The following is a 15,424-nucleotide window of genomic DNA, read 5'->3' as shown; positions in this document are numbered from 1 at the left end:
ACGCATCGTCATAGGTTTGGCGGTAAAGCATAAAAATAATGAACGATCAGAGAGGTCACAGATGTCTAACATCACTAAACGCTTCCAGTTGACCGCGCTTTCGGCTGCCATACTGGCCAGCCACGGCATAGGCGCTTACGCTCAATCAGACACCGAACAATCCACCGAAGAGCTCGTACTTGAAGAAGTTGTGGTTCGTGGTATACGCGGTGCGCTGCAAAAGTCCATGGACAACAAGCGCGATTCGCAGCAAATCATGGACACGATCAACTCCGAGGACATGGGTAAGAACACCGATCAGAACATTGCCGATGCTTTGGGTCGTGTTACGGGTGTATCGGTGGTGAGCCGTGACGGCGAGGGCTCGACCATCACCGTGCGTGGTGCCGGCGCAAACCAAAACAACATTACCTTAAACGGTCAACAGCTCTCTTCTACTGACTTCAGTCAAGCAGTGGATTTAAGCGCGTACTCATCAGATATCCTGTCAAAACTCGAGGTAATTAAAACGCCTAGCGCTGATATGGATGAAGGCTCACTCGGCGCTACCGTAAACCTAGTAACGGTTCGCCCTCTGGATAAAGCGGAAGACGAATACACAGCCACTATTCAGGGCCGCTATAACGACTTTAGTGAGAAAGAAAACTACAAACTGCAACTGGCTGGCTCTAAGAAGTTTTTGGACGACACCTTTGGTGTTGCTTTAACGGCTTACACTGAAACCAATGATTACCGCAAAGACCAATACCGTGCGCATAACTTTGAAGCGCGCGATATCAATATTGCCCGTGATCAAAATGGCAATATTATTTCCGGTATTCGGGCCATCAGCCCAACCAATGTTAACTATGAGCTGTTCGACAACGAAAGTGAGCGCTATGGTGCAACCTTAGGCCTGCAGTGGGCGCCTACTGATGGTACCGAACTTAGCTTCGATGCGACCTACGCCAATCAGACCACCGAGCAAAACTATGACGGCTTTTCGCTGCGCATGGGTACCGACCCGAATCTGATCGAAAACCAAAACTGGAGCCAAAACTACCCCGATCAAGTAGCCAGCTTTACTGACCCGCAAGAAGATTGGTGGACCGTAGATACCAACACTCTTACCTTAATCAATCAGGTTAACCGCTATAGCATTGGCGACATAACCCGCTCCGAAGGCGGCGATGAACAAGAAAACGCCAGTGCCACCCTGCGCTTTGACCAAGAAATTACCGACAACTTCCGCATGTCGGCGATGGCCGGCTACTCCAACAGTAAATCCGAAAGCCTGCCGAGCCGCTACACCAACATGCAAAACTGGAAGCAAGTGCCTTCCAACATTCTGTTTGGAGCAGGGCAAGACATTGAGCCAGTCGGCTATCAATGCCACGCCAATGCGTGCGCCCCGGTATTTGGCAGCAGCTACGTCGATCTTGGTGATAATCTCTTAGACTTCACCGATCCGGAAACTGGCCTCCCCTTGCCAGGCTCTGACGACAATACCGCCTACACCGGCTTTAACCCACATGACTTAAACAGTTTTCACCTGGGTAGCATTTCTGAAGCCGACGTAACCGTAGAAGACACCATCAGCAATGTTCAATTGGACTTCGATTACGATTTAGATTTTGCCGGTATTACCACCATCGAGTTTGGCGGCAAAGTAAGCCAGCGTGAAAAACTCGTCGATCAGCAGAACTATACCTACAACTCTAACACCACCTCTGAGATTATTTTCGATTCAGCGGGCAACCCGGTGTCAATCCCAGGCGGCGCGCTGTCGGACATCCGTGCGGTAGAGTTCCAGCGTGACGACTCTCTGGCGTACGACGACTTTTTAAGCACCCTGGGCTTGCCAAGCATAAACTGGGCACCCATCGACGTCGATGCGGCCTATAACACGGTAGTAGGCGACCCGGAGCTGTCGCGCAACGTAGACCCAAGCAACACGCGCGAAACGACACTGGATACCTCGGCCATTTATCTGAAGTTAAACTTTTCGTATCTGGATGACCGCTTAACAGGTGATATCGGTGTGCGTTACGTCGAGACCGAAGTTGAAGCTGTAGGCGCCTCGGGTGCGGTGTATCACGACTTCCCGGACAACGCCGATGAATCAGAATTCTCATCGTTGACGTTGCTACAGCTACGCGACACCTCACTGCCTGAGTGCCCCATGCCCTCTAACTGGAGCAATGACCCGGCAGAGCGCTTTAACCAGATCCCGGCTTACGAGAATAAATTCTCGCGTATTGATGGCACCGGTTGGGACACCTCGGCAGGGCCGGATCCAAGCACCTGGACGCCTATGCCAATGTTCGACCCCAATGGCGACGGCGTGCAAGATCCTTGTCACGACCCAGTGTACGCCCAGTGGGCCATCGACTCACAAGAGCCTGGCTTTAACCAAGACGAATACGCTTACCGCCCCACATGGAACAACTTGTGGCGTTACGCAGATGTAAGCACCAGCCGAAACCACGGTTGGGATTCGTCACTGACCAGCCCCAACATCGAGTGGGACGGCACCATCGACTCGGGCAGTATCGATCAATACACCGTGCTCAACCAGCAGGATAAATCCATCGGTTCTTTTGCCACCGAAAACAGTCACACATACGAAAACGTTCTGCCAAGCTTGAACCTGAACTATCTGTTTAGCGACAACCTGATTGGTCGTATGGCGCTGTCAAAAACCATGACTCGCCCTGCCATCGATGAGCTGCGCCCAGGCTTCCGCATTACCGAGCTTTGGGCAACTTACTGGGGCACCCTGCCATCAAACCCCGGTACGGTTAACATGTACAACACCAAGCTAGACCCGATGGAGTCCAACAACCTGGACCTGTCGCTTGAGTGGTACTTCAACGATACGTCAATGATCAGCGCGGCCCTGTTCTATAAAGACATGACCAACTTTACGGATACCGAGTCGGCGCAGACTTACATCACCGACGTACGTGAGGTAGAAGGTACGTTTAGCGCCGATGACCTGGTCATGCTGGCCGACTCTGCGCAGCCAAACAGCGGCTTAGATGGCTGTATGCCGATCCGCTTTACCACGCAATCCGGTTTTGGTGGCCCGCTGGCATACTCCGAGGATTACGAGCAGCTGTGTAACCAGTTCAATATCAACAAACTGGTTAACGGTAAAGGCGCCGAAATTCGCGGTTTGGAGCTAGGCTACCAGCAGACCTACGACTTTTTACCCGGTTATTTCTTAAGCGGGTTGGGCATGCAAGCTAACTACACTTATCAAGACAGTGAATACGAGGCCGACTTCTCCAGCATCGACCCGAACCGCTTGCTGCCAACCTACCCGGTTGCCGACACTCCCGAGCACACGTACAACTTAACCGCGTTTTGGGAGCAAGACGGCCATCAGGTTCGCATTAGCTACCGAGGCTCGTCTGACTCACTGGTAGGTAACGATTGGAACACCGGCCAGCGCGGGCGCACCTGGTTCCAGGGCTCACTGTGGAACGAAGGTCGTGACACAGTTGACCTGTCGGCCACCTACGCCATCAACGACAACATGGATCTGACCTTCCAGGCCATTAACTTAACCGACGCGTTGTACCGCACTTACTACACCAACCGCGAGCTGCAAGTTGAACAGCTCGTGGGCGAGGACGGTAGCGTTAGTTACGTCGCCATGGAAGAGGGCAACCCATTGGACGGCGATGCACCAACCGACCGTACCGTAAGCGCATACAAAGTGGGTACCACCTTCCGCTTAGGTCTGCGCATGGTCTTCTAACAATAACTAAGACACTAGAGAAAGGTGCAGGCACAGCCTGCACCTAAATCTTAAAAAAATACGGTGTAAAACTATGAAACTCATGAATAAAAAAACATTACTCGCCAGCGCCATTATCGCTGTCACCACCGGTTGTGGCAGCGACGACTACGACCGCAACGCCGATAAAGGCCCCAACACCGCCCCCGTAGCGGGCGGCGATATCGTGCTTAACTTTCACGAAAAAAACGCCTTTTTTACTCAATACTTATTAAACGGTGCCTACGACCCCGATGGTGACGTTCTGTACGTACAAAACCTGAGCGCCGACACCGAAGATCTCACAGGCTTCGAGGTTAATGAGGCCCGTATTGGCATTCGCCCTACCGACTTGGCGTTAGAATTGGATAATGACGAAACCCGGACCGTTACCTTTAGCTATACCATCTCCGACGGTCAAGCCAGCGTAGATCGCAAGCTCACAGTAACCGTCGAGGGTGAAGATTTTGCCCCCGAATTTGACGACCTATTCGTACTGATCGATGATAAAAACCCGACTACCGAGGTGGATTTAGTAGCGGAAGTAAACGACCCCGACAACGAACCGCTACTGGTTTCTAACTTTGTTGCCTCACCAGACCTGGATGCCAGCCTCTACACGTTAGATGCTGAAAACGCCATGCTGACGCTGGAAACCCAGGCCATTTTGGATACGCTAACCCCAGGTGATGTCGCCATCTTTCGCGACAACAACTACAACGTAGAAGACCACAACCACAGCCTGCCACGTATGGCGACTATCGTGGTGGCTAAAACCAGCGAGGAACCAGCTCCCCCAGTGGTACTCGGGCCCGCCATGACCGAGGTAAGCACCAATGGCGCGCTTAAAATGGTTAACCTGGCAAGCCCCGGCGCAGTGCTTGAGCCCAACGGCGATGCCATCGAGATCGACTGGAGTAGCCTAGCACCGGTTGACGGTGGCCCGGCGCTGCACTTTAACCGCTCAGAAGGCACCATGCTGGCAGTAGACGGTATCGACTTTGGCGCCTTTGTCGCCGAGGGCGAAAGTAAAACCTTTACCTACTCGTACGATTTAAGCGACGGCACCGCTGATCACACTGTAACGAATACCGTCGAAATTACCGTAATGGGTGAAGCCATTACGCAGGTGCTGCCAAACGGCAGTTTTGAGAATGATCTGGAAGGCTGGAACGCCACCGACGGCGTAATGGCTGCAACGGCTTCAGCGCTTGGGCTAAATGTAGACGGTAGCGCTTTTGCCTCGATGCTAGCCGGCGACGAACTGAGCCCTGCCTTACCGGGTAATGCGCTGGAAGAAGGTGCCGGTTATATCATTGAGGCCCGCGGCGCTCACGGTAATTCTTGGGGCGCTTACCCTATGTGGGTTACCGGTGACATTGGCGAAGAGGTTGGCCAAATCATCAATTCGCAAGCTTGGTTTGCTCACGGGGCCAACCCGCGTACATTTGCCACTCGCTTCGAAGGTGCCGCAAACACCAAAGTCACCATCACAGCACCTGTAGAAGTTGGCGCCGCTGAGTACGACGCGGTTATGTTGTACAAGTATTCAACTGACCCAGGCAACAACCTGATTAGCCAAGACAACGCTACGTTCGAAAACGGTGCTGGCGACTGGACAGTTCAGGAAGGCGGCAGTATCTCGGCTAACGGGCCGATTTCAGGTAACGCGAGCCTAAACACTGGCGAACTTCAAGACCGCTCAAGCACACTGCCGCTCGCAGCAGGCACCATCAAAAACGGCAGTCGCTATCTACTTACGTACGACTTAGTAGCAGACGGCCTGCCCGCTGCTGGCACTAAAAAAATCCGGGCGTCTATTATCGATCCGGTAACCGGTGAGACAGTGCAGGGAGCTCCTTTCAAAGGCGTCTTCGAAGTTCGTCAAAACATGAACCACATGGCCATGATCTTTGATCCAGACCTCTACACCGGCGTTACGGACTGGGAGTCTCGTGAACTGCAGCTACAACTAGGCGTCAATGTCTGGGCTGGCGGCATGAACTTCCGTATCGATAATGTTCGCTTAATTGAATTGCCATAAATTCTCCAGAGCAAGTCCTTAGCCCGCCTTAGTGCGGGCTTTTTTATACCTGAATTTTACCCACCACAGCCTATTGACATTACCCCGCACCTCAGCAATAGTGGATTGTATACAATAATAAAATAGAGGTGCCTAATGACTAAGGCCATCACCCAAATCGCTATTCTCGGCGGTGGTACTGCCGGCTGGCTAACCGCAGGCATTATTGCCAGTGCGCACCAATCTCGCCTACGCGACGGCAGCTTACGTATTACTCTGTACGAGTCGGAGAAAATCCCCACCATTGGCGTCGGCGAAGGCACCTGGCCTACCATGCGCCAAACTTTACAAACCTTAGGTATCAGCGAGTCGGTGTTTTTACGTGAGTGCGACGCTTCGTTTAAACAGGGCTCTAAATTTATCAACTGGCGCTTTGACCAACACCGCCATAGTTATCACCACCCTTTTGCGGTGCCTGAGGGCTACCAGCACCAGCTCAATATGGCCGAACACTGGCTTAGCCAGCATCAACATGCCGCCAGCTTCTCGCGCTGTTATAGTCCACAGGAGGCTGTGTGCGAAGCACATCTGGCTCCCAAAGCACTGCAGCACACCGAGCAACAATCGGTGCTCAACTACGGCTTTCATCTAGACGCTGGTAAATTTACCCAGCTATTGCAAAAACACTGCACCGAAACCTTGCAAGTAGAGCATCATTTTTGTGAAGTAACCGGCGCCACACTGGACGACGACGGCGCGATAGCGTCGCTGCAAACCAATACCGGCGAACAGCTCGAAGCAGATTTATACATCGACTGCAGCGGAATGAAAGCCACCCTACTGGGCAAAGCGCTGGGCGTGCCCTTTAAGCCAATAAAATCAGTGTTATTTTGCGATCGGGCACTGGCGACACGCACCCCCTACACGCAGCCCAATGCGCCCATTGCCTCGTGTACTTTAGCAACGGCGCAACAGGCTGGCTGGATTTGGGATATTGGTCTACAGAGCCGGCGTGGCGTGGGTTATGTGTATTCGGGCGATCACCTAAGCGACGAACAGGCTCTGCACACCCTAACCGGCTACACTAAGCAATCAGCCGATAACATCGAGGTAAAATCCATTGCCTTTACACCGGGTCACCGCGAGAAGTTTTGGCACAAAAACTGTGTTGCGGTGGGTCTCTCGGCGGGTTTTATCGAGCCCTTAGAAGCGTCGGCCCTTTTACTCGTCGAGCTATCGGCGCAGTTTATCGCCGATAAACTGCCGCAAACTCCCACGCAACTAGCGCCACTCGCGCACCTATTTAATAAGCGCTTTTTATATCGCTGGTCGCGTTTAGTAGATTTTTTAAAACTGCACTATTTGCTTAGCAGCCGTAACCAAGATCCGTTTTGGCGCGACCACCGAGCGTCAAGTTCGGTCCCCGCCTCACTCACCGAGTTGCTACAACTATGGCGTCACACACCGCCGTGGTGCCACGACTTTGATCGTACCGGTGAGATCTTTCAGGCATTAAGCTACCAGTACGTGTTGTACGGCATGGGGTTTATTACCGAGATGCCGTTTGCCCCCGAGGCACACAAACAGCAATTGGCCGATGCGCTACTACGGCAAAATATCGAAGCCAGCCGCCAGTTAACTCAACGACTCCCAAGCAATCGGGAATACCTTAACCACCTGCACCACTAAGTGCGGGGGAAAGCGACCAACAGAGAAGTAATATGCGTTCATTGTGTTTCATCGTATTGTTTTTTATCACGCAATCGGCTGTCGCCGCTCAAACCAAGCCCAACATTTTATTTATTTTATCGGACGATGCCGGCTACGCCGATTTTGGCTATCAGGGCAGTAACGTCATGCAAACCCCAAATATAGATCAGCTGGCCCAGCAAGGCATGGTGTTTAATCAGGCCTACGTGAGCGCGGCCACTTGCGGCCCATCGCGCGCCGGAATTTTAACCGGGCGTTACCAGCAAAAATTTGGCTTTGAGGAAAACAATGTACCTGGCTATATGGCCGAAGGTGGTCTCACAGGGGACGAAATGGGGTTGCCCCTCAGCGAGAAGACTTTGGGCAATTACCTGCAAGAGCAAAACTACACCACCGGCATTATCGGTAAATGGCATCAGGGCAATGCCGACCGCTACCACCCCACTAAACGCGGCTTTGATTACTTTTACGGGTTTCGCGGTGGCGCTCGCAGCTACTTTGCTTTCTCCAACGAAAACCCCGTCAGCCGAGAAGAAGATCGCCTGGAGCACGGTTTTGGCGAATATCAAGAATCTCCCTTGTACCTCACCGATGCGTTGGCCAATGACGCCATCGAGTTTATTCGCACTGAGCGGGACAACCCATTCTTTCTATTTTTATCCTTTAATGCGGTTCACTCGCCCATGGAGGCTCGCGAAGAGGATTTAGCCCTATTCCCGACACTTGAAGGTAAACGCCGCACTCTGGCCGCGATGACCATTGCCATGGACCGAGCTATTGGGCGCGTGCTTGAGGCACTCGATAACGAGGGGCTCAGGGATTCAACCCTTGTGGTATACAGCAACGATAATGGCGGCCCGAGCGACGATAACGCCTCGGACAATACCCCGCTGGCCGGCACTAAGGCCAACCACCTGGAAGGAGGGATACGGGTGCCCTTTATTGCCCGCTGGCCCGGTATTATTAAACCAGCTAGCCAGTATGAGTACCCCATTAGTATGCTCGATTTGCTACCTACCTTTTACCAAGCAGCCGGTGGCGACACAAACGCAATACACGAGAAAGATGGTGTGAGCTTACTGCCCTATATGACGGGTAAGAACGATTCACGCCCTCACCCAACGCTGTATTGGAAAAAAGAAAATCGTGCGGCCATTCGTGACGGCGACTGGAAACTGTTGCGCTACCCTGACCGCCCTGCTGAGCTGTACTGGCTGCCCGATGATATTAGTGAACAAAACAACTTGGCGCACCAAAAACCAGAGAAAGTTCGCGAGCTTTATCAAAAGCTATTTGCCTGGGAGCTAACCTTAGACCGACCTCACTGGCAACTAAAAAGACAGTACGAAGGCGACGCTATGAAACGCATGGACCGCTACCGAATCCCTGGGAATTAAGCCAGGTTTGCCAGTTAAACTTCATTGAGGACAGCTTAGACATACGCTTACCTTGACCCAGTTATGGCTACATTTTTAATAGTGATTAACAACTGGGCACTGAAGGCGTATTGCGTTTATCTGCCTGGTTGGGGCTCCCCGTTGCGTGGAGTCATCTGCCCGTTTGTTTGATATTGCGTCAATCTTTTAGAGCATTTTGTCAACTGTGAACAATTAGACAGTTAGCCCACTTCGTTAAATCTACTATGGTCGCGCTTGGCGCTTTCGCTGAGCACCATATATTAACAATACCCGAAACATCTTAATGTTTTAACGGAGCCACCTATGACTATGACACGTTACTTAACGCGGGCAACCGCAATCGTCGCCCTGTGCGGCGGTTTTAGCACCCATGCCCTCGCGGAAGATCAGTGTAATTACACCGCCCAATGTAAAAATGAATTTGGCCCCCAGGCAACCGACTGTGCCAACAGCCAATCGCTGTTTAGCGTGTGTATGTGCGGCAGCCAACCCTGCGGCCAAAGTGTCCCTACCGATCCTGCGCCCGACAACAGTCAACCGGTACCCGGCTATATTCAAGCGCAAGACTATCACCGCTACTCGGATACCACCGCGCAAAACCTAGGCGGGCAGTACCGTGACGATGGTGTTGATATTCAAAACACCGCCGACAACGGCGGCCAGTACAACGTTGGCTGGACAGCCGCCAACGAATGGTTAGAGTTTGATATTAACGTACTGCAAGCGGGTAATTACACCGCCAAAGTCCGGGTCGCATCGCAGCCTGGAGGTGGTTTGTACACACTTGAGGTAGACGGCCAGACTCGCGGCAACGCCGCCAGCGTTGGCGCCACGGGGGGCTGGCAAAGCTGGCAAACCCAAGAGATTGCACTGGGTAACTTAAGTGCCGGTGCACACACATTGCGGGTACAAATTCAGGCGGGTAATTTCAACATTAACTGGGTTGAGTTGGCGCAAGATTCTGGCACGCCTTCAACGCCTATGATCGGTCGCTTTGATCCGGCGCAAGATCTGCTGCTGGCTAACTTTGATAGCCGCCCCGATCCGGATGATATCCACACGGTAGCCGCTGTCGGAACCATTTTAAGCGACTCGCGCTTTAGTGCGGTTAACTACCACGCAGTAGCCGGTGCATACGGCACTCAGGGCGGCACCTTTATCGAGGCCGACCACCTGTTTAACATTGCTTTTGGTGCCAACCGCTGGTCCGATGCACACACCGATTACGCGGGGGCGTTAAACACCGTTTATCAAAAAGTTTCCGGTGTACTCAATAACGGCGGCGACATTTGGATTCAGGAGGCCGGCCAGTCGGACTTCAGTGCCGATCTAGTGCGCCGCGTAAAACAAAATATGGGCGGCATTAACACCAACGCCCGTATTCATGTTATTCAGCACAGTGAATGGAACCAAGATAAAACCACTCCCGCCGACTTGACTTACGTGCGCAACAATACCGATTACCAAAAAATCAGTGATGGCAACTCACGCGGCAATGGCAGCCCCGGCTTTAACAGCTCTGACACCAGCCAGTGGAGCCGTGTGTTAAACCACCCCCGCGTAGGCGCGATTTGGACCGAAGCCAAGCGTGTGGCCGATTACAGCATCGAGCATCACCCGGGCTGGAAAAACCCCAACATTCAAAACGGTGGTATGGACTTCTCGGACACCGTTGAGGACACCTGGATTTTTGGCTTTAACCACTTAAACAATCACGTCGACTTTTTTGACGAGTTTCTTTAAACACAAAGCTCCGCGGTAATACCGCGGAGCTTTCTCTGCCCGACAGTGACTTTCGTCATACTAAAAATTTCACCACATCAACATCATATTATTCCCATAATTTCTTATATTTTTGTCGTTCTCTAATGCCTACTATCGGGGTGCGTATAACGCGAGACATTAATAATAACCATAGTGAGGCACCACCATGAGAGCACTACTGACGGCCGTTCTCGGCTTAAGCTGTACCCACGCCCTTGCCGCCGACTGGGATAACACCCCGGTACCCGCCAATGCCGGCAACGGCAAAGTATGGGAGCTACAAGCGGTTTCCGACGATTTTAATTATTCATCATCGCTCAATAACTACCACAGTGAATTCACCAGCCGCTGGCATGAAGGTTTTATTAATCCCTGGACTGGCCCCGGGCTTACCGAGTGGACCGACGGCCACGCCTACGTAACCGGCGGCAATTTAGGTATAGCCGCAACGCGCAAGCTAGGTACCGATAAAGTTCGCGCGGGCTCCATCACCTCTCACGATACTTTTACCTACCCATTGTACGTAGAAACCAAAGCTAAAATCAGCAAACTGGTACTGGCCTCGGATGTGTGGTTACTAAGCGCCGACTCGACCCAGGAGATTGATGTACTCGAAGCCTATGGCAGTGACCGGGCAGGCCAGGAGTGGTTCGCGGAGCGTATTCATCTGAGCCACCATGTGTTTATCCGCGACCCGTTTCAGGACTACCAACCAACCGATGCCGGCAGCTGGTACACCGATGGCCAGGGCACAGTCTGGAGCGATGACTTTCACCGTATTGGCGTGCACTGGAAAGACCCATGGAATCTCGACTACTACATTGATGGCCAGTTGGTACGGAGTGTATCCGGCGATAATATTATCGACCCCAACGGTTTTACCAACGGCACAGGTTTAAGCAAGCCTATGCACCTGATCATCAACACCGAAGACCAAGACTGGCGCTCGGACAATGGCATCTCCCCCACTGACGCCGAACTGGCTAACACCAACAAGAGTATCTACTGGGTGGATTGGATACGTGTTTACAAGCCGGTTGATGGCGGCGATAACGGCGAAAACACCGATGTGCCAGCAAGCGCCACCAGCATTAAAGGTCGTCAAAGTGGCAAATGCATCGACTTAGCCTCGGGCTCATCCGCCAATGGCGCCAACATCCAGCAGTGGGCCTGCGGCACTAACAACGCCAACCAAGAGTTTACATTCGTCCCTGTCGACAGCGGTTGGTACGAGTTACGCACGAAACACAATAAGTGTGTTGGTGTAGGCGGCAACTCTAGTGCTAATGGTGCTGTCGTGATTCAGTGGGACTGTTTTAACGGCCAAAACCTGCACGTTAAACCCGTGGATCTCGGCAACGGGTATGTAGAGCTACGCGCACGCCATAGCAATAAGTGCCTGGACGTTGCCGATGCCTCTACTGCTAATGGCGCGGACATTCGCCAATGGCAATGCAACGGCAACACTAACCAACAGTTTAGTTTTAACTAAAACGCACTTAAATTCGGCCCGTTACAATGGGCTGAATTTATTGTATACATTTGACAATAATGGCCTGCAGCGTTACAGTCCAGCTTATATTCACAACAACTATATGATACTGGAAGAGTTTATGATTACACGCGCGCTGACAGCCGCAGGGCAAACCTTGATACTGATAGCGTCAGGACTGACTATTCCTGCTTCAATTGCTAGCTCGCCGACTCCAACATTCCCCGATGTAGTTGAGCACAAAAACGTTGCCCAGCCCGTGCAAATTCTAAATGTGTTCCCTGAACACGGTTTAACTGACCCTCATGTAATGGAAGTTGATGGGCGACTTTATATGGGTATGGGGCACGACAAAACCTGGAATACCGAAACCGACTGGACCATGGATCGTTGGGAAATCTGGTCAACCGACGATTTAACGACCTGGCGCAAAGAAACCACCATGTATCCCAAAGATACGTATATCGGGGAACAACCCAATGCTTGGGCCGGCGACTTCGCGCAAAAGGATGGCAAGTACTATTGGTACTTTTCCAACCGTAATATCGACACTGGCGTCATGCTGGCAGAGCATCCCGGCGGCCCCTACAAAGACGCACTGGGTAAACCGTTACTGCCAGAGGGCATTGCACCAACCCATCCCTATGACCCCGAGGTTTTTGAGGAAAATGGAACCTATACGATTATCTTTGGTGCCGGAGCCTACTACGCAGCCACACTCAGCGAAGATATGATCTCGCTCGCCAGCGAACCGGTGCCAATCATTATTAGAACCAAAGACGGCAAAGTAAAACCAACCGATGATAAACCCACCGTGTTTAAGCGCGAAGGTATTTACTATTTAGTATGGGGCGCCGAATACGCGATGTCGGACAATTTATTGGGGCCCTACCAATACGCCGGCGATTTTATGGGTGGCGGTCACGGCAGTATTTTTAACTGGCAAGGGCAATGGTACGTAGTACACGAGCACCACGACATTAGCATGTACTACCGCGGCATTATGATTAAACCTTTGATTTTTAACGACGATGGTACGGTTAATCTTGCCAATGATACGTCTTACCCCGAAGGTGGAGGACGAGTATGGGAATTCGAGCAATCGGTAATGGGCTGGCGCGCTGTCGCTAACACCGTGGTAAACTGGAATTCAACCGGTAGCATCAGTGGTAATCACAAAGGTCCAGCCATTATCGAGAGCGCCAATTGGGCCTCAGCCGATCTCGAAGATACCCACTTAATGATCACGTTAAAAAACCAAAGCGATGCCAAAAACCTCAGGATTTACCTCGCCGAATTTATCACAAACCGTCCCGAATTTTGGAAATACTCAGACATCGACTGGAGCAATAGCGCGCAGGCAGAACTCGCCATCAAACCCAACGACCAAAGCTTTAGCACCTACACACTAGACTTATCCACCGTCGACAAACTACCGAATAAGCTTAAGCGGTTGCGTTTAGAGTTTCCAGAAAATGTCAACTCCGGAACATGGGAGATTGAAAGTATTTATATCCAATAAGCTCGCTCTTGGCCTTAGCTGCTGGAACATATTTTACTAAGCCAATATCAATCAGGCGTTTGGTTTCCAAGTTACCCATAATAAGTAGCCACCTTGTATAGTTGATATGGACTTCCCACGATACCGAGGACACTCTGACTAAAGCAAGCACTCGATAATTGACCTAGCGCTCGAATGGCGATGTTTCTAGAAAATGAGGCTCACCCGGAAAACGTGAGGAAAATCACAAAAAATCAATTTGAACGTCTTTTAATACAGCAAAAATGTATATTGTCTACCATATACATTATGTCATTACACGCTTGGTTAATGGCATACTATATAAAGGAGTTTAATAATGAATACGATCATAAAAATGGTAGCAATTACATCTATCTCACTAATTTCTTTAAATTCTTTGGCTGCTTCTCATGGACCTTTTTTAGCCCCGACGTTGGTGGGCCCCGCGCCCAACGGAAACGGGAATGTGAATGCTAGACTCTTTGCAGGAGATAATATTCTCTTAGATAGCTGGTGCAAAGCACATGGGTATACACAGCGGGATCCATCTAGTGTTTATAACCTCTGAAAATTGGTATAACTTTCCATACATAGCCTTCACAGGTACTTATGAATCTCCTCGTATAATGAATGGATTTGATCCTGGGAGTCCAATGGGATACCCAATTGTAGACTCTATGAATTGTTTAGATTAAATCCTTCCCCCTAATGCGCGGCATTAGGGGGGACCTCGATCACGTTTATATTGAAAGTACGATAGGGACCAGAAAAAAACCGCCACCGAGTAACAACACCCACAACACCCCAGCCAGAAAAAAAGGCTTACCGCCACCATTTAACAACAGTGCCCAGCGAGTTTTTACACCCAGTGCCACCATGGCCAACGCAAGGGCCGCTTGCGAGAGATAGCCAAGCGCCTGCAACAGACTTTCGGCCATAGGCAACACACTGCGAGCACAGGCCGCGGCGATAAAACCCAGCACAAACCAGGGGATAATTAATGCGCGTTGCTCGGTCAAAGCGTGGTCCTTCTGACGCTGCCAGTAAAGGCCCAACACAAACACTACGGGAGCCAGTAACATTACCCGGGCGAGCTTCGCCACCAGCGCGCCCTGCAACGCCAAAGGGTCGATAGACTGACCAGCGGCCACCGCCTGGGCCACCTCATGCACGGTGGCGCCAATGTAGATGCCGTAATCAACACTGTCTACCTCGATAAATTGAAACAATAATGGGTAACTAAACATCGCCAGCGAACCGAAAGTGACCACAGTGGCGACCGCCAGGCTGATGTCTCGCTCGCGCGCTTTTAACACCGGCTCTACCGCCATAATGGCCGAGGCGCCGCACACCGCACTGCCCACACTGGTCAGCAACGCCAGCGGTACCGACATTTTTAACCAGCGTACACCGACGTAGGTACCCAAGCACAACACGGTGACCACCACCACCAAATCCAGCACCAACACCTGCCAGCCGGCCTCTAGCAGCTGCTGCAAACTTAGGCTAAAACCCAGCAGCACCACACCAAGGCGCAACAGTTTTTGCTGACAAAATCTCAGCGCAGACTGGCTTGTATCGCGCTCGGCGATGCGGGTGGTATTGCCAAGCAGCATACCCAGTAAAATCGCCACTGGCAGCGCCCCCAACCCCACCGCAGCAAACGCCGGTAGTTGGGCAATCAACAACGCCAAACACGCCAACGCGAGTAGAATAAACCACATACATCACC

The 15,424-nt window shown here is 51.6% G+C and carries 8 protein-coding genes; 7 read left to right on the top strand and 1 reads right to left on the bottom strand.

Going from position 1 to position 15,424, the window contains the following annotated elements; translation table 11 throughout:
* Positions 1–61 precede the first annotated feature (61 nt).
* From SD69_RS07490 to SD69_RS18035, 7 genes are all read left to right on the top strand, one after another.
* The gene (locus SD69_RS07490; protein ID WP_041522720.1) at positions 62–3,745 is read left to right on the top strand and encodes a TonB-dependent receptor; all 3,684 of its coding nucleotides are present in this window, start codon (positions 62–64) and stop codon (positions 3,743–3,745) included.
* Between the two features lie 73 nt (positions 3,746–3,818).
* Entirely contained in the window at positions 3,819–5,807 is a 1,989-nt protein-coding gene (locus SD69_RS07485) for an Ig-like domain-containing protein (RefSeq protein ID WP_041522719.1), read from the top strand.
* Positions 5,808–5,942: 135 nt separating this feature from the next.
* Positions 5,943–7,475 carry a tryptophan halogenase family protein gene (locus SD69_RS07480; protein ID WP_041522718.1) on the top strand — a complete coding sequence of 511 codons (1,533 nt, stop codon included), beginning with the start codon at positions 5,943–5,945 and terminating at the stop codon, positions 7,473–7,475.
* A gap of 32 nt (positions 7,476–7,507) precedes the next feature.
* Positions 7,508–8,893 (top strand): sulfatase, encoded by a 1,386-nt coding sequence (locus SD69_RS07475; RefSeq protein ID WP_041522717.1) that lies wholly within the window; start codon positions 7,508–7,510, stop codon positions 8,891–8,893.
* A 324-nt stretch (positions 8,894–9,217) separates the two neighbouring features.
* Positions 9,218–10,657 carry a carbohydrate-binding protein gene (locus SD69_RS07470; protein WP_041522716.1) on the top strand — a complete coding sequence of 480 codons (1,440 nt, stop codon included), beginning with the start codon at positions 9,218–9,220 and terminating at the stop codon, positions 10,655–10,657.
* Between the two features lie 187 nt (positions 10,658–10,844).
* Positions 10,845–12,170 carry an RICIN domain-containing protein gene (locus SD69_RS07465; protein WP_041522715.1) on the top strand — a complete coding sequence of 442 codons (1,326 nt, stop codon included), beginning with the start codon at positions 10,845–10,847 and terminating at the stop codon, positions 12,168–12,170.
* A 121-nt stretch (positions 12,171–12,291) separates the two neighbouring features.
* A complete protein-coding gene (locus SD69_RS18035; protein WP_198144067.1) occupies positions 12,292–13,692 on the top strand; it encodes a family 43 glycosylhydrolase in 1,401 nt (466 codons plus the stop codon).
* Between the two features lie 740 nt (positions 13,693–14,432).
* On the opposite strand, the gene SD69_RS07450 is transcribed toward SD69_RS18035, so the two are convergent.
* Positions 14,433–15,416: a YeiH family protein gene (locus SD69_RS07450; RefSeq protein ID WP_041522713.1), complete on the bottom strand. Its 984-nt coding sequence runs from the start codon at positions 15,414–15,416 to the stop codon at positions 14,433–14,435.
* Positions 15,417–15,424: the final 8 nt, after the last annotated feature.

Source organism: Gilvimarinus agarilyticus (assembly GCF_000832015.1).
Taxonomy (GTDB): domain Bacteria; phylum Pseudomonadota; class Gammaproteobacteria; order Pseudomonadales; family Cellvibrionaceae; genus Gilvimarinus; species Gilvimarinus agarilyticus.
The sequence above is the reverse complement of the archived record's forward strand: the minus strand, read 5'-3'. Positions and strand labels throughout refer to the sequence as shown.